General features: G+C 41.7%; 20 protein-coding genes. 7 read left to right on the top strand and 13 right to left on the bottom strand.

The features are described 5' to 3' along the window. The 4 genes from HF894_RS13890 to HF894_RS13875 all read right to left on the bottom strand — a co-directional run. Positions 1-1,030, bottom strand: a 1,030-nt coding sequence (locus HF894_RS13890; RefSeq protein ID WP_301547093.1) for a BT4734/BF3469 family protein, incomplete at its 3' end; no start/stop codon positions are given. A 40-nt stretch (positions 1,031-1,070) separates the two neighbouring features. Then, entirely contained in the window at positions 1,071-1,388 is a 318-nt protein-coding gene (locus tag HF894_RS13885; protein ID WP_021846136.1) for a hypothetical protein, read from the bottom strand. 268 nt (positions 1,389-1,656) lie between these two features. Continuing rightward, positions 1,657-2,094, bottom strand: coding sequence for a hypothetical protein (locus HF894_RS13880; protein ID WP_204973137.1), 438 nt, complete (start codon positions 2,092-2,094; stop codon positions 1,657-1,659). Between the two features lie 29 nt (positions 2,095-2,123). Further along, positions 2,124-2,711: a hypothetical protein gene (locus tag HF894_RS13875; RefSeq protein WP_075319335.1), complete on the bottom strand. Its 588-nt coding sequence runs from the start codon at positions 2,709-2,711 to the stop codon at positions 2,124-2,126. 560 nt (positions 2,712-3,271) lie between these two features. On the opposite strand from HF894_RS13875, the gene HF894_RS13870 reads away from it, so the two are divergent. The 5 genes from HF894_RS13870 to HF894_RS13850 all read left to right on the top strand — a co-directional run bounded on the left by HF894_RS13870 (position 3,272) and on the right by HF894_RS13850 (position 7,670). Then, a complete protein-coding gene (locus tag HF894_RS13870) occupies positions 3,272-3,742 on the top strand; it encodes an HU family DNA-binding protein (RefSeq protein ID WP_075319336.1) in 471 nt (156 codons plus the stop codon). 134 nt (positions 3,743-3,876) lie between these two features. Continuing rightward, the gene (locus HF894_RS13865; protein ID WP_021846252.1) at positions 3,877-3,972 is read left to right on the top strand and encodes a smalltalk protein; all 96 of its coding nucleotides are present in this window, start codon (positions 3,877-3,879) and stop codon (positions 3,970-3,972) included. Between the two features lie 566 nt (positions 3,973-4,538). Beyond that, a complete protein-coding gene (locus tag HF894_RS13860) occupies positions 4,539-5,747 on the top strand; it encodes an AAA family ATPase (protein ID WP_204973135.1) in 1,209 nt (402 codons plus the stop codon). A gap of 475 nt (positions 5,748-6,222) precedes the next feature. Continuing rightward, complete coding sequence (locus HF894_RS13855; protein ID WP_204973133.1) at positions 6,223-6,849, top strand: type IV toxin-antitoxin system AbiEi family antitoxin domain-containing protein; 627 nt, start codon at positions 6,223-6,225, stop codon at positions 6,847-6,849. Continuing rightward, positions 6,846-7,670, top strand: a complete 825-nt coding sequence (locus tag HF894_RS13850; RefSeq protein ID WP_204973131.1) for a nucleotidyl transferase AbiEii/AbiGii toxin family protein — start codon at positions 6,846-6,848, stop codon at positions 7,668-7,670. The genes HF894_RS13855 and HF894_RS13850 overlap by 4 nt, the downstream gene beginning before the upstream one ends. Positions 7,671-8,317: 647 nt before the next feature. Here the strand turns inward: HF894_RS13850 and HF894_RS13845 are convergent. Then, on the bottom strand, positions 8,318-9,202 hold the full coding sequence (locus tag HF894_RS13845; protein WP_204973128.1) for a TIR domain-containing protein: 885 nt from the start codon (positions 9,200-9,202) through the stop codon (positions 8,318-8,320). Between the two features lie 194 nt (positions 9,203-9,396). On the opposite strand from HF894_RS13845, the gene HF894_RS13840 reads away from it, so the two are divergent. Beyond that, the gene (locus tag HF894_RS13840) at positions 9,397-10,107 is read left to right on the top strand and encodes a DUF2971 domain-containing protein (protein ID WP_246593261.1); all 711 of its coding nucleotides are present in this window, start codon (positions 9,397-9,399) and stop codon (positions 10,105-10,107) included. Between the two features lie 646 nt (positions 10,108-10,753). Then, positions 10,754-11,053 (top strand): helix-turn-helix transcriptional regulator, encoded by a 300-nt coding sequence (locus HF894_RS13835; RefSeq protein ID WP_204973127.1) that lies wholly within the window; start codon positions 10,754-10,756, stop codon positions 11,051-11,053. Positions 11,054-11,241: 188 nt separating this feature from the next. Here HF894_RS13835 and HF894_RS13830 read toward each other — a convergent pair whose 3' ends face one another. The 8 genes from HF894_RS13830 to HF894_RS13795 all read right to left on the bottom strand — a co-directional run bounded on the left by HF894_RS13830 (position 11,242) and on the right by HF894_RS13795 (position 16,280). Further along, on the bottom strand, positions 11,242-11,694 hold the full coding sequence (locus tag HF894_RS13830; protein WP_204973125.1) for a hypothetical protein: 453 nt from the start codon (positions 11,692-11,694) through the stop codon (positions 11,242-11,244). Positions 11,695-11,845: 151 nt separating this feature from the next. After that, complete coding sequence (locus tag HF894_RS13825; RefSeq protein ID WP_204973123.1) at positions 11,846-12,628, bottom strand: PRTRC system ThiF family protein; 783 nt, start codon at positions 12,626-12,628, stop codon at positions 11,846-11,848. Continuing rightward, the gene (locus HF894_RS13820) at positions 12,625-13,326 is read right to left on the bottom strand and encodes a prokaryotic E2 ligase family D protein (protein ID WP_204973121.1); all 702 of its coding nucleotides are present in this window, start codon (positions 13,324-13,326) and stop codon (positions 12,625-12,627) included. Before HF894_RS13820 ends, HF894_RS13825 begins: the two co-directional genes overlap by 4 nt. Positions 13,327-13,331: 5 nt before the next feature. Continuing rightward, complete coding sequence (locus HF894_RS13815) at positions 13,332-14,441, bottom strand: peptidase (protein WP_204973119.1); 1,110 nt, start codon at positions 14,439-14,441, stop codon at positions 13,332-13,334. 36 nt (positions 14,442-14,477) lie between these two features. Continuing rightward, on the bottom strand, positions 14,478-14,699 hold the full coding sequence (locus HF894_RS13810; RefSeq protein ID WP_004326366.1) for a PRTRC system protein C: 222 nt from the start codon (positions 14,697-14,699) through the stop codon (positions 14,478-14,480). Positions 14,700-14,744: 45 nt separating this feature from the next. Continuing rightward, on the bottom strand, positions 14,745-15,818 hold the full coding sequence (locus HF894_RS13805) for a PRTRC system protein E (RefSeq protein ID WP_204973117.1): 1,074 nt from the start codon (positions 15,816-15,818) through the stop codon (positions 14,745-14,747). Positions 15,819-15,836: 18 nt separating this feature from the next. Further along, entirely contained in the window at positions 15,837-16,046 is a 210-nt protein-coding gene (locus tag HF894_RS13800) for a hypothetical protein (RefSeq protein ID WP_004294135.1), read from the bottom strand. Between the two features lie 18 nt (positions 16,047-16,064). Then, entirely contained in the window at positions 16,065-16,280 is a 216-nt protein-coding gene (locus tag HF894_RS13795; RefSeq protein WP_204973114.1) for a hypothetical protein, read from the bottom strand. Between the last annotated feature and the right edge of the window lie 114 nt (positions 16,281-16,394).

Below are 16,394 nucleotides of genomic sequence, written 5' to 3'. Positions count from 1 at the left end.
ATTCTTCATTCTTCATTCTTAATTCTTCATTTCTCAAAGATTCTTCATTCTTCATTCTTCGTTCTTCATTTTCAAGGGCCTCTTTCAGCATCCGCGGCATCGAGTACCATTTCGCCGAGCAGGCGGAGTGTATCAGCCCCTTCATCTCCTCTTCGGACAGGCCGTAGCGGGGCATCACTTGCAGGAGCAGCGCCTCGTCGTTGTCGGCGATATAGCGCAGGTGTGAGGCCAGGCGGTGGAGCTTGTCGTTGCGCTCGCCCTGTACGGGTTCGCCACCTGCCAACTTGAACCATTGTCCGATAATTTCCGAATAGGGAATGCCCTTAAACTTTGGTAATGAAGAATGAAGAATGTCGGCTTCGCCTCCGAATGAAGAATTTTCACCATCCGCAGGCAATTCTTCATTCATCATTTTTCGTTCTTCATTTCCCAAAGATTCTTCATTCTTCATTCTTAATTCTTCATTTCCAAACAGCCTCTCCTCGTCCAGGTAGAGCACATACTCGCGCGGCACGAGGAAAGAGCAGCGTGCCAGGTCCTTCACCGCCCCGTCGTAGGCGGCGTCGCCCAGGCGGGCGGACATCCAACGCTGGGCCTCGTCGGGCGCCATGCCGGCGCGGGGGATGACGAACAGCAGGCGCAGGCCCTCGGTGCTGGGCGTGACGTGTGCCAGGACGATGCCCAGCTCGGCTTCACGTCCACGCACTTTCTCGTCGTAGTAGCCGCGCGGATCGGGAATGTGGTCCACGTCGTACATCGACAGGCCGCTGGCGACGGCTTCGGCGTTCGTCCGCCGGCCACTCCGGAAAGTGGCGTGCGGGGTGATGACGGGGAGCATCTTCTTGCGTGCGGCTTTCAGGGTTTCGAAGTCGTCTTTCGACATTTCGCCCCGGCGCACGGCCTCGAGGGCGTCTTCTATCTCGGCGCAGACACGGGCCACGAGGGGCGAGTCCAGTGCCTGGCGGAGCAGCTCGGGGGTGCATTCGCGCACCACCCGGCTCTTTACGTTATTGCTTATTCCGAATTTCATTGCTTTAATGGATAATTGAGAATGGATAATGGATAATTACTCAGAGCCTCGCATCGAACACGTGGTCCACAAAGTCGCTCGCCTGCCGGCTCTCGTCCATGAGGATGTCTGCCGGCGTGATGCCCGTCTCGTCCAGGGCGATGTTCAAAGCGAGCCGCACCCGTTTGGGGCCCACGCTGGCCCGTCCGTGGCGCAGGCGGATGTACTTGTAGTCACCGTTGCCGTTCGAAGTGTGGCGCACATGTTCGTTGAAGTTTCCCTCGTTGGGGCTTACCAGGCCGATAGTGCCCTGCAGGCGGCTGCCCGATGCGAGAAGGCGCTCGTAGGTCTTGTCGCTAAGTTGTAATTGGATAATCATAGTCGTGTCAAAAAAAGAGTTTTAATGTTGTGAATAGGGTTTACTAATTGAAAATCGTCTTTTTGGGGTTTTAATGGTTGGAAGCCCCAATACGGAAAGCTCCCGCAATCACGAGGGGGGGAAAGGGTTGTTTTCCTCGTGATTGCAGGAGCAAAGTTAGTGTATCGGAATGAGATTTACCTGGTACGTACCTGGTACGCGTACCTGGTACGGTTGCCTGTAACCATCTGATTTACAGACGCGTTTGCGATATCGGTTTTGGGGGAAGCTATTCCTCCAGCGCCCTGTTCACCCGCTGGATGAAGGCGTTCGAGCGGGGTTGGTCCATCCCCTTGTTGTAGGCCGAGCGGAGGTTCTCCGGCTTCATGCCCCACAGGCGGCCGAAGGTCTGCCACAGGTTGTCCACGCCTAGCCGGTCGGCCAGCAGAGAGGCCAGCACGCCCTTCTCGGCGTTCGAGAGCGAGAGCGGCTGCCAGCTGGCGTCCACGAGGCCGGCGTCCACAAGACGGGCCAGCAAGGCTTCGGCGCGGGGCGTGCGTAGCGCGTCGGACAGAGCATCCTCGGGCGCGCGTGCGGCAGGCGCAGGCTGGGCGTCGGCCGAGGGCTGGCTGATGGTTTGGATGGTGGCGTTCGGCATCGAGCAGTTCTGAAACGTGATGCCGTAGTAGTTGTGTACGATGGTCGGTGTCGGTTCTTTGGTTTCCATAGTGTCCTCCTTTCGTGTTTGTTGTCAGATTATTTGGGGTCCAGTTTGTGCTCCGTCGGCGCGGGGTTGAAGCGCGCGTCGGGCAGGTGGCTTCCGCTCACGTGGAGCGAGCCGGGGTAGTAGTTGTGCTGCGCCACGACGGTCGGCTTCGTCGTACCGGCGGCCTGCTGTACGAACTCGGCGCATTCGCCGTAGAGGTGGCCGATGGCGGTCCTCAGGCGCTCGTTCTCCCGCTCGAGGGCGGTCAGGCGGTCGGTCAGGCACACGAGGCTGTCCTTGTGGCGTTCGTGGTCGGCCTCCAGCCGGGCGTTCCGTTCCTCCAGCTCGCGGCATCGCTTCAGCCTCCTGGCGGCCAGCGTTCGGGCCTCGTCGCGCTCCCTCCGATACGTGTCGCACCGCGCCTTCACCTCGTCCAGCTTCTTGCGCAGGTCCATGAAAATGTCTTTCATCATCTCGTCTGTTTCGTCTTCGAAAGGCGCCTCAATCTCCCGATTGCTCCCTTTCGTTTCGGTTAACATCTCTGTTGTTGTGTCGTTAAAGAAAAAATACATAACCATACATTTTTTACCAAAACCTTCGTTGGCTTTGGATTTGCGAATGTAGCATAATTCTTCCAATCGGAAAAGAAAATGGCAGAGAAGTTATCAACAGGTCGCTCCGTATATCCCTGCGCCCGCTGCCCGCTCGTCCGGCGTCACAATGATCACAAATCACAAATCACAATTACCCGAATCGGATAGTGCGTAAGTCTGAGAGAAGAAAGTGTTAAATATTTTAATATTATATATATTATATAATATATAATATATATAATATTATTTTTCGCTCCCGCTCCTTTTCGGCCGGTTGAAAACTCATTTTCGATAATTGTGATTTGTGATTTGTGATTTGTGATGTGTGACGCCTCGTCTTCCCCGTCGGCCGCCCCGTTGCGTGAGTCCTCCTGCCAACTGCCCTTCGCCGCCTCCGTCCGGGGGCAGCCAGTCGGGCAGGAGCCTTCGGGCAACTTCCGCGAAGAAAGTCTTTCTCCGTTAACATATTTTTAGAGGTTACACCCCTCCCGATTTTGGCTTTCCGTCCCCTTGGCGATATCTTTGCATCGGGAAAGGGGAGACAAAGTCTCGGGGAAACAGCGATAACACAACGAAATGTTTAACACACAAAACTTTTGACAACTATGGCATTCTACAAGAAACAGCACAACGAAAAGTACGGCGTGTGGTATCCCACCGCCATCACCGTGGGCCAGCCGGTAGCCACGAAGAAAGTGGCCCAGCGCCTTTCGGCCATGTGTACCGTGACCTACGCCGACGTCATGGCCGTTCTGGGCGAGCTGCCGGGCGTCATGGCCGAGCTCATGTCGCAGGGCCGTTCGGTCCGTCTGGACGGACTGGGCACGTTCCGCTACACCCTTGCCACGAAGGGCGTGACGAACGAAGACGAGTTCGATTTCCAGAAGCAGGTGCGGGCCGTCCGCGTCCAGTTCGTGCCCCAGCGTGAGGGCGCGCAGACCAAGGGCAGCACGTCCACGCGCGGACTGGTGCCGTCGGACATCGAGTGGATGGTCTACGACGCTTCGCTCGAGGCTTCGGGCGGCGCTTCGGCCGGCGGCGGTACGGACGAGGGCGAGGGCGGAAGTCCGCTTTAAGAATTGAAAATGGGGAATTGCGAGTTGAAAATCAAGCCAGCGGACGGGCATGCTCAACGACCAATTCTCCATTTTTCAAGGAACAAACATTCTCAATTTCTCAATTCTCAATTAATCAATTAAAAAAAAGAAACATGGACAAGAAATCTATTTGGAAACTGGTCATCCAGACGTTGGTGACCATCCTCACGGCTATTGGCACAACGCTGGGCGTCACTTCCTGCCTGTAAAACAGGGCAGGGGCGGCGCGGCGCCGGGGAGGCGGAAGGGGTGTCTACTTACGATGCAGTAATTGCAAATTTCTGATTATCAAATATTTGGAGCTCTAAAAGGTACAGAAGTCTAATTTTTTGTCATTTTTAGTCATTATAACTCATTGATTATCAATGAGTTGTATGTTGTCACATTCTTTTTGTAAGACAAAGATAATTGTATTTTGTTGAATTTCAAAGTTTTCCAGCAAATAAGTTACAAGAACGAGGTATTTTTTACCCCTTTTTTTAGTGATATGGCATTTTTATCAATGGCATGCAATATCATGCAAATAGAATAAGTATTTTGGGGTTGTATTTAAATCTTTGTGAAGTAAGATAATATGAAGACTGATGTTGATTTGTATCGATTTTTTATATTAATGGATGGACTGATGTTTTGATTTAATGATTATATTGACTACGGGTGCAATAAATTCGATAAAATAGTATTAGTTTTTGATTTTTGCATAAATGATGTAAATATTGAAATCTAATTTGTAGATATGGATATTTAGTTATATATTTGTGGAAAAACAGATTATATGATAGCAGAAATTAGATTTAAGAATATGTTCTCATTCAGAGACGAGGCTATATTAAGTTTTGAAGCTGATAGAAGTAAGGATATGGAGTCATATCATGTTGTCGAATTGGGGGGTGATGTGAGACTATTGAAAGTGGCTGTCATTTATGGAGCAAATGCTTCGGGTAAGAGTAATATTATTAAAGTTTGTGATTTTATCAAGTCATTCATTACTTATACCCCACTTAATAAGGCAGAACAAATTCAAATAGTCCCGTTTCTCCTGAATAAAACAAGTTCGAGGCAGTTATCTGAATATTCGATTTCGTTCTACTTGAAGAATGAGGAAAAAGCAGTTCGTTATGTCTATTCTGTAGCTTTAGACAGGTGGCACGTAGCAAAGGAAAGTCTAATCTATTATCCAAGTCAACAGCCTGCTACTATATTTGAAAGAAATACTGAGAATAACGTATCAGTTATTAAATTTGGACAGAAGACCAAAATGTCGCAATCTGTCAAAGAGGAAATAACATTGAAGTGTTTGCATAACATGTCAGTTTTTGCTGCTTATATGCAGGTAAATACACATATTGTAGAATTAGAGGCAGTTCTTCAGTATCTAACCAATCAGGTTATGCCGGCAATTGTGCCTGCATCATCTTTAAGTCGTTATGCTGAAGAATCAATCAAGAATGAGTCGGCAAAAGATTATATATTGAGGTATCTTCAGGAAGCAGATTTTAATATCTCAAATATTACTTTCAAAGAACAGGAGACGCATAAGGGTTCGATTTATTATACTATGTATCAGCATAAAGTTTCATCTGATAATGGTAACAATGATTATTATGAGTTTCCGGAACTGTTTGAATCGGACGGTACTATCCGTACGTTTGGCCTGGCTGCTCAAGTACAAAAGATTCTTGAAAATGATGCTTTTCTTGTAGTTGACGATATCGAATTTTCTCTTCATCCGAAATTGATAGAACATATTATTGAACGTTTTCTGAAAGAATCAGAGCAAGCCCAGTTGTTGCTCACTACACATTATGATGGACTGTTAGGAGAGGAAGATTTGCTTAGAAAAGATAATGTCTGGTTTACTGAAAAGAATCCGGACGGATCAAGTGTGCTGTATCCTCTAACAGATTTCAAAGGATTGAATAGGATTAGTTCTCTCCAAAAGGCATATAAATTTGGTAAATTCGGTGCAGTTCCTAATCTCTAATCATGTAATTTTATGAAAAAGCTAGAAAAGTAGCGATTCTTGAGAAAGCTAAATGGGCAATGAAATACTCACAGACTCAAAAATGGTTTAGCCCATGGGCTTTCTACTAAATGTGAAAAGTTGCATAAACTGTATTGGGAACAATGAGTGCCTCGTTTACTTCACAGTTCGAAAAAGAAGAAAAGGATGCTTTTTATTCTTTTAGACTTAAAGATGAAGTAGGACTTGATGTTTGTATCGATGAACAGATTTGTGAGTTTTTAGTGTCTTATCTATGAAAATAGAATCTATTTTTAAGTGCTATGAGGTCTTTACAATCGGTGAGTAATGAGAAATTTTAGAGAATAATCTACCTTGTCGGTAATCATTATGTGACAGCAGTCGCTATTTTTTAAGATGGTCTTAGTAGTAATATTCTGAACAGAAAAAGAAGTATTATTTCTTTTATTGTTCAAAATATTACTATATTTGCAGTATGGATAGGCAATTAAATGAAATAGGAACTATTCCAGTAACGACTTCAATCATTGAATCGTTATATCCGGAACTTAAGTCTGCGAATAAGAAAGTAACCTGGCTAGAAAAGCAAGGGGTTATCATCAGACTTAAGCGAGGACTTTATGTGATAAATCCTGAATATTCAGGGAAGACTCTATCGAGTGAGTTGATTGCAAATCATCTCTATACACCTTCGTATATCTCCATGTCTACTGCATTACGATATTATGGACTTATCCCAGAGGCTGTATATGTTCATCAATCAATGACAGTAAAGCATCCACGAAGCTTTCAAACTTCAGTCGGCAATTATGACTACAAATATATTTCAAGAAAGGCATTTCCGATAGGAGTAAGGAGTATGAATAAAGGTGACTATGCATTTCTTATTGCATCACCGGAAAAGGCTTTGTGTGATTTGATTGCCAATTCCTCTAAAGTCATTCTTCGTTATATGAAGGATGTAGAGATATATCTTGAGCAGGATATTCGTATGGATATGGATGAGTTCTATAATATGGACGCAACCATATTTGAAGATTATATTAATGTAGGCAAAAAGGCTGATTCAATTTCGACACTTTTAAAATTTTTAAGACGATGAAAAATGAAATATTCGACAATATGCTCTCCCGTTATGATTTAACAACGGAGCAACATAAGCGAAACGCCATATTTGAAGTTAACCAACAAATGATACTTGCAGGCCTGTATGCTGGGGGCTTCTTTGAGTCGGCTGCGTTTTATGGTGGAACTTGCCTGAGAATTTTTCATGGCTTGCAACGTTTCAGTGAGGATATGGATTTCTCACTGCTTGCGCAAGATGACAAGTTCGATTTTACGAAATATTTTCCTGCTATCATTGACGCCTTTGCAATGGTAGGCCGTGAGGTTGAAATAAAGAAAAAAGATAAGAAGAATTTTGGAAAGGTCGAATCGGCATTTCTTAAAGATAATACCGATGTATATGATGTGACTTTCCAAACTGAGAAGTCAATAAAGATAAAGATTGAGGTAGATACTTGTCCACCGTTGAACTTCAAAACGGAACAAAAGCTATTGCTTCAGCCACATTCATTTATGACCCGCTGTTTTACACTTCCAGACTTGTTTGCTGGTAAGATGCACGCACTGGTCTATCGTGTGTGGAAGAATAGAGTCAAAGGTCGTGATTGGTACGATTTTGAATGGTATATACGTCATAATGTTCCGTTAGATTTTACTCATTTGGCAGAACGATGCAAGCAGTTTAACAATGAGAATATTACTCCAGAGTTATTCAAAGAAAAACTCATTGAGCGTCTTTCTACAGCTGATATAAATCAAGTGAAAGAAGATGTATTGCCTTTCCTCCGCAATCCAAAAGAACTTGATATTTGGTCAAATGATTATTTCGTGCAGTTGGCAGGGATGCTAAGAATATAATAATATTAAGCTTTAAGAAATAAAGTGCACCTTTGATATATTATTGATTATCAATAGTATATAGCTTAAAACGGGGCTTGAAATTTTAATTTTTGCAAAAATCGAGGATTGAATGTTTTTTATTAATTTCTTCAAACAGAGGGAAAAGTGGCAAAAACAGCTCTTGGGGATTCCGACTGACTCCGTCGACAAAGATAGAGTATATAGAGGTTTATTTCGTCAAAATGGACTGTAATATGGAGGCTGAATTCAAGGATGTTTTTCAGATCACAATGAGACAATTTGTATTTCGTCGAAGTGGAGTTTTGTCCGATCTTACCCTTGGATTTTTTATAAGTTTTGTCCCCCCCAAAAAATGGCTGAGATCATTTTCATGGTGAAGCCATCCTCTTTTCTTCCCTTATTTTAACTTTACTATATGAATACGGGGGTAAAGGTGCTGCCCTTTAATTGTGTCTGTATAATAAAGTCTTTTATAAACAGTTTGAATTGAAGTTAAAATCCATTCCCAATCCAGAGGTCGGGGAATGGATTACTCCTCTTGGGCGTTAACCGTTCTTTATTAGATGATTTTTTATTAAAAATAATAAGTGTGTAATTAATTTTGCACAACCATAGCAAACATAGAATTACAATCAGTTTTCTCACTAATATAATAATGCATTTGGGTTAAAATGCATTCCTAATATATTAAACTCTTTTGCAATATCTTTTTTCCATGCACCTCGGTCGTCATATGTAATATAAATGACTCCATCAACATCACCTGGTTTTTCTACTTCTTCTTTAATTAAGGCACAAACTCTTTCTCGACCGAGTTTTCCAATAAGATATCCATGTTCAAAAACAACATTTTGTCTTGCTCTTGGTGATAAGTCTTGAACATTTTTAGACGCACCTTTATCACATGGAGTATATAATACTATTGCATAACATACATGGGAAAAAGTTTCTATTTTTTCAATTATAGTTTTACCTTTATTCGGTTGTTCGTGTAAAATAATAGGATTATACCCCATGTCAGTTATAAATCGTGCAACTTCATTTTTTAATCCGCTGTCATGACCATGAACAATAAAAATATCTTTGTTTCCCATATTTATTTTTTTTTCTTCATTGTTATTTATTATCTCCATCTGGGGAATTAAAGGTAGTTGCTCCATTAAGCTCTCAAGATAGACTATTTTTTCGTTAATTTGCTGCTTGGCTTCTTTAATAATATCTTCACCTAGTAATCTCGTTGGATCACCTGTGCGGTTATATGAGTTAAAATAAGAATGAGGAGAATCATTCTCGTCAAAAGAACGGCTTATCAATTCGCTATTATAGGAATTCCACTTTACATAATCTGCGAAAAATGTTTTTTCTTCATCATTGTCATATTCCTTTATTTTTATGATTCTTCTCGGATATACAAGGGTTGTCTTTTTTTCACTAACTTCTCGGTTTAGCAAATTATTCCCTTTTTCAATTTGAGATTTTAACTTTGATTCAAGGAATTCTTGGGGCTTTATAAGATGTCCTGTTGCCATAAATTTAATTTGTTTATGCAAAGGTATAATTTCTACGGAATAAAATTGATATTTTCTTGGCAATATATAATTTTCTTTGAATAAATATGTTTTAAATAATTCGTATCTTCGTATTCATATACTAATTCAAATTCAATATTCAAAGTTTTTAGGTGTGATTGTTAATGATTTACTAAGAACAAAATAACAAACTTATGAAAGTAATCCAATTATATAAATATCTTGATTTTAATGGTGGATTGATGATGCTGCATTGTAGTAATCTTCAATTTACTAATACTACGCAGTTAAATGATCCGTTTGATTGTCATCCATCGTTAATTGATTTCTCCAAGGTTCCGAATGAAATGCGTAGGGGATGGATTCCAAGAGTAATAGAAGAAATGAGAAGAGAGCCATTTCGTAGGATGAGAGAAGAAGCTTGGATATGTAGTCTTTCGAAAATACATGATTCAATTTTAATGTGGAGCTATTATAGCAAACATAAAGGTGTTTGTATTGGTTTGAATATGGAAAAAGTTAGAAAATATCTTTCTTGTATGCAGGGTACAATCATGATTGGTTGTTCTGAGGTTGAAGTACAATATAAAGACATTATAGAAAAACCTGATTATTTTAAGGATGAAAAAGACTTTTTCTATTATCAAATATCGACGAAGGCAAAAGTATGGGAACATGAACAAGAAGTTCGTTTATTTATATTGGATCCATTACCGAAATATATGAGATTATCACCGGGACTAAATGATAATAAAGGCCCGATTGATTGGAAAGAAGTAAGGGCTTTTTCTGAGATAGGAGGAGAGTGTTTTGAATCTGTCTATTTGGGGGTTAATATGAATTCAGATGAGAAATCAAAAATAATAAGTATTGCTCGAAAACTGAATCCAAGTATCAGAATTTAACCAAATGGAAATTGATGCCGATGCTTTTAGATTGAATACAAAATTGATTGAATAATAAAATAGTTAAGAAATTGATAAAAACTATTCATAAAAATGCAGTTAATGTATTAGATTTAATGATTGGGTGGTAGAGTTTCTGCGGAGCTTCAATAATATTATGAGAGTGACATTCTATTCATTAATGCCAATGATATATCTTTTCATGGTTTTATAGATTGTCTTTTTATTATATACAGTTTAAGACTACTAATCCATTCTTAAGCTGTTTTTCAGTAAAAAGTCAGGCTTTAATTTCATACTTTGATGCATGAAATATAAAGCCTATTTTGTAAAGTATATTAAAGCTAAATGAGTAGGAGGGGTATATAAAGCTATTAGTAAACCTCTTTTAAAAAGATTGGTTTTAAAGTATAATAAGTAGTTGTTATAGAAATGTAAACTTGGTAATCGCCATGCTTTAAATGGTTTACACTTTCGGTTTACAGCAGAATATCAAGATGCTAATTTATATATCTGATTAACAGATATATACAAAATACTATGTTTTTCTTTATCTGTTTGGCATGTTATTCTCACTATTATGAGTATATACTCTTGAGTGCGCACGAAGAGAGTATCGATTTATTTACTTAATAACATTGGAATTATGTCATATATAGATAATGAGATACTCGAAAAACTGATAGGTACAATGGTAGAGGGATTTGCTCGCATTGAAAAGAAACTGGATCAGATGAACCGTCTGAAAGAATGTATGAACGGAGATAGACTGCTTGATAATGTCGATTTGGCAGAACTCCTTGGTGTGTCACAAAGAACTTTGGCACGTTACAGGCAAGAGGGCAAGATTAAATATTACTCGGTGGAAAAGAACGGGAAATCATTCTATCTCGCCTCAGAGATACAGAGTTTCCTCCTCCAGCGTGGTAAGGATAAAAGTAGTTAATGGAATGGATGTAATGCTGGCACATGGAAAATAAGTATAATGAACAGTAGAAAATGAGTAAATAAGACGACACCAATTCTTTGAATTGAAATAAAATAACAATCAGACAGACTTCGCAAACTATTTATATATATAGTTTGCGAAGTCTGTCTGATTGTTTTGAAATGTTTTTTATTTAAGATTCTTGTCTATATATTATTAATGTACATATTATCAGAAAGATAGTGTTGAAAAATGTGAAGATCTTGAAACGAGGGTTTCGTCTTACATCCATAAAAAGCTTCATCATCACTTTGTACCAGTTTAAATACACCATCTTCATAAATTAAAGTTACTAATATAGGTGACCTATCTTTAAATATGTATACTTTTTCATATACATTTTTATTAACTAGGCCATATACAGTCTTAATAGAATCTTTGTATCCAAACTGTTTTAATACATTTTTATCTAATGGAATTGGTTTTATCTGTTTCCATTTATCTTCAGTATCAATCTTAATTATATCTTTTCTTTGATTTACCAAAATAATGGTGTTATTTTCAATATCGATATTCTCAACTTTGGCTTGTTCAGTAGTTGTGTTTTTGAGAAAATGGATATGTACATAGTCTCCTATTCTTAAATTTTCTGCGTTCATAAAAAAGTTATGTTTTTCTTCTCAAATATACAAATAAAAAATGAATAAGCAAAAGGCTACTTTTGGAAAAGATATTTCAGATGTAAATAATAAGCAGCAAATAGAATAAGTGACCGTATTCTGATGGAAAGATGATACGGTCACTTATGCATTATACCGGGATTGCGGTCACTTTCAATGTCTCCAGATTGACATAGGCACCGCGATACAGTGTTTTTCCTTCCTTGAACATTCTCCATAATATGTCACATCCGATATGTGCCAGTGTGGAGTTAATGAACAAATCCTGTTTTTCCAAAGCTTCCGCCAGAGAACAGCTCGGCCCCGATTCCTTTTCCTTGATTTTTGCATAGTCCACTTCCTCGGTGATGACATTCATTTTAGGCATGGGAATATATTCCTGTGAAGAAGGTTGGAGAACTTTCTCACGTACCGTTCCGATGATGACCTGTCCTTTTGTCTGGCTGTTCCCGAAATCCATCCAGTATATGGGAGCCGAATGGTCACTGAAGTTTTCTTTGTGGACTTTCTTCAGGAACTTCCAAAGCGTAAGACGTGATCGTATATTGTCCGTACAGGTTATGATGATATTGGCTGTGCTATCTTCAGAAAAATTCCTGGTAGGAAAACATTGCGGTTCGGCAGTCCATGCGTATCCGAAGAAACGGTTGATGCGTGTGACTAGTGATACGGCTTTGTTTAGTCCCAGTTCCGTCTCACTGAAAAGCTGGCGTCCTATATTGGCCTGGCTTACTGTGTCGGGATCGAATACGGTGACATGCAGTCCGGGATGGCCCAATGCCTGAAGTGCCATGCTCATGCGTGCAAGATTGGTTATCACTTGTGAGCCGGTACCTCCGGCTCCGATGACGAATACCGTTACCGGATGACGTGGATTGAGCAGGTAGCGGTCGGTAAAATGTATCTTTTTCATGGAAGTATGTCTTTAAGTTTTTTATTCATGGGTTTGAGTTCGTTCATGTCGAACGGATTGTTTCTTATGTTCTCGGTGACGATGACAAGATTTGAAACGGTGGGATTGACATTTCCTCCCAGATGGGAGAATTCAGTCAGCCAGAACCGTTTTTCCCAGTATTCCAGCAGGGAAAGGAAAGTCGGGTTCTGTGGCTTTTCCAGAGAACTGCTGCCAAGGCAGACACTTGATCCGGTCACGTTGAAGAACGGGGCACGGAACAGTGGTGTCGTTTCCACCGGACGTTTCCCCTTGAAGGCGAACACGTCCATGCTTCCGTTTCTTACATGGTAGATAATCCCCGGCAGATTGAATGTACCGTCCTGTATATTGAGGTCTTTGTGAAAGAACATCTGTCTCTTTCCGGGCGGATTGTACCAGATATATTCTTCCTGTCCTTTTCTCGGATTGCAGGCTAACATGTTTTCAGGGACTCTGCCTGCCGGTATGTCGCTCATTTCCTCCGTATAGGATTCCAGCAGGGTATTCATGAATTCGTATGTGACGGGGATACCTGCTCCCATCTGTCCGCTTTTTCCTATGGGACGCAATTCTATGAAGTACCTGGTGTCAGAATTTCTTCTGTCTTCATACTTGTAGGCTATGATAGCCGCCTTCGGCACCATCATTTTTTGAATATTTTGGGTCAGTTCATTCATGATGTTTATAAATTATAGGTAACATGTTCTACAAATTTCTCAAACCATTTTGAGAACCGTTCCGGATAATTCTCTGGTCTGAACAGTTTTTCAGTTTCCGGTGTGATGAAGGTAAATGATACGGGAGTCTGGTTATATGTCTCCTGACAGTCAGTACTGAAACAGCTTTCCATGTCTTTGGTAACCGTATCCGTAATGGAATATGTAAGCAGAATCTGATATTCGAGTGGTGGTGGCTCGAAATCCCTTTCCTTTTCGCTTGCATAATCATAGTCATAATTCAAGATATGAGGACTGTCCTTTGCAATCAGGGACATCCCTTCAGTAATCAGTTCCAAAAGTCTTTTTTCCTTATTGCTGGAAGGATTACAGTTGCGGATATGTTCTTCAAGATTCCTGCAGAAAGCCCTGGAGTACATCCGGTACAGTTTCCTGTGGATTCTCCCTTTCTCATATGACCTGAAGAGCTTTTCCTTTCTGTACAAATTCTTTTTCTCTTCCTCATCAAGCTGTTCAAAGTCCACATAATCGATACAGACTTCCGACATCTCAAAATAAGGGGTATCGGTTATATCCATCATCCTGTGATACTTGATGAACCGTCTGATGAACTCCAGTGTGATCCTTTTGATTTCACCTTTCAGTCTTTCCGTAAAATCTATCGGTATCAGGAACAGGGTGTAATCGGGCCATTCATGGAAATGATAAATACAGAACTGGAGTCTGTCACCGACAAGTTCCAGATTTACATGATGAGATACTATGGAATCCAGCGTATTATATAGCAGGCATATTTTTTCTCTTATGGAAGTCCTGCCTGTAGGATGGTATGGCAGCTCCACATCCAGGAGCTGCGCATACTTCATGGCTGAACGGTACAGGAAATCAAGATTCTCTTTTGTGGTGACATTTACCGTTGCATCCCTGTCATTCTCCACATACAGATCTGGAGCGATGGAAGGTATTCTCGTGTTCAGAAAACCATAAGGTTTTCTGCGGGAGGGAGTTTTCTTTTCTTTCTGTTCCTGATGCCCCGGCTTATGTCCGTATTTTCGAGTTCCGATATGATAAGTCTGGCTAAATTTTCCAAAGCCCGTTCCGTAAGTTGTGTACATGGTTTTTTATTTTTATGTTGTCCTTTTTTCATGTCCTTACCCTTTCACTCCGATGGTTGTCTTGAATTCATATACCGCCCGGTCGTCTTCGATTTCCGGTCCGTGTACGGTTGCGGTGGTCAGTTCCGGATAGTTCATTGAATAGAAGTCCATCACTTCAGCCGGAGACATGTTTACGTTCGGATCGTCCAGTACGATTTCCTGACTGTTCTTCTTCATCTTGAATACTCTTTTCATTCCTTTAATTTCCAGTGCCATATTGCTTATTGTTTATTGGTTTTACAAATCATTTATTTTTATATATCAGCAGTATACCATTTCTACCTGTGCCTCGTCCTTCATACGGTACTCAGCCGGAAAATCCGGATATTCCGCATACGGGTCCTCTCTTAGAAGTTCCCTGTCATTCTCGTCTTCCGGATCGAAGCAGAATGTATCATGGGCTGTCGGTGCAGTCTGGTATTCCCGTCCGTTTCCGTTCTGTACCTGTGCCGTTCCGTTCGGTATATGGCCGTTTGTCGGCTGCCGTACCTGTTGTGGTGGATAAGGAGCCGCCTCAGGCTGGTAAGCCGGCTGCTGCGGATAGGGCTGCATTGTAGCTCCTTGTGGCATACCTGTTCCTTGCATTACGGGGCGGTTTGGAGCAGGTTGGATATATGCTCCGTTCGTTCCATATACCGGTTGAGGCATTTCCTGTGAAATCTGTTGTGAAATCTGCTGTGGAGCATGTGGCATGACTGGTTCAGGATTCATGGTATGGGTCTGCTGCTCCGGGAATATGCTTGTTTGCATACCTGGTCGTGGCTGGCCGTTCATGCTGCCTTGTGGTTGGGGAATTACTGGTGCCGGTTCCTCTGCCATACCGAACAGACTTCCTGCACTGGCCTGTTTCTGTACTTCCTGTATCTTTTCGTCAATCTCCTTCTGTTTTTCAGAATGAGCCAGCACCCGTGCCTGTTTCAGCCATGTCATTGCTTCGGAGAACCTTTTTGCGGCAGTCGCATCATCAGCCTTCTTGAGGAGCTTTTCCATCTTTTCTCGTTTTTCCCTGGCTTCCTTTGATTCGGCCGGTACTGTTGGAGCCTTGGATGATTTGGTCTGTGATGTGGCCTTTTCTGCCTGTTTCTCAAAATTTTCCGCATTGACAAGCAGTCCCTGTACCTTCTGTATCGGTTGGAGTATGGTCTGCAGGAAGCCCATATCCAGTTCTGCCGGTGTTCCGTTCACGACCAGCGGCACCATGTTCTGCCGCGTATCCTCTTTCAGGCTGTTCCGCCTTGGTATGACTGCCACACTCAGGCTGTTGTCCACTTTACGGATATTGATATTCAAATCCGTTCCTGCTGTAATCATCTGATAAATTGATTGAAAAAACATAATTGAAAAATTTTATGGTTATACATAAGTTTCCTTGAAGAATTCTTTCAGGACATTCTCTCTGTCAGGATTGCTGGAAATATCACGCAGAGATTCCAGATAGTAGCCGATGTTTTTAGGCTCATCAACTGTATTGGGCAGACGTCTTTTGACCGGTCTGATATGTTCACTCTGTGGCCATACAGCCGGCATGACAGGAGCAGAAGATATACATGTACTTGTTTTCATATCCGTTGGTTTTATTGGTTAGAAAAACAGGAGTCCGACAATGAAAAAGATAAATGCTATCCTGACAATCAGTAGAAGAGCTCTGAAAAGAAATCCTATGATTCCTCCGGTGAGCAGGAGCATTGCAATAATACCGGTAGGCATGATACCTTTGTCTGTCAGCATAAGTATTCCGATAACCAATACCAGGGTTACCGCATGCTTGCTGATACTTTCGATAATCTGTAGTTCCATAATCCTTAATTTTATGAATGAATAATCCCATCGGGATGTGTTTTCCCGATTTTATAGGCCTCCGGCTTCTTGGATTGCCTTTTTGCGCAAGGCCTGGCAGGAAAAAATACCGGA

This window comes from Caecibacteroides pullorum (assembly GCF_019239235.1).
GTDB classification, from domain to species: domain Bacteria; phylum Bacteroidota; class Bacteroidia; order Bacteroidales; family Bacteroidaceae; genus Bacteroides; species Bacteroides pullorum.
The sequence above is the reverse complement of the archived record's forward strand: the minus strand, read 5'-3'. Positions and strand labels throughout refer to the sequence as shown.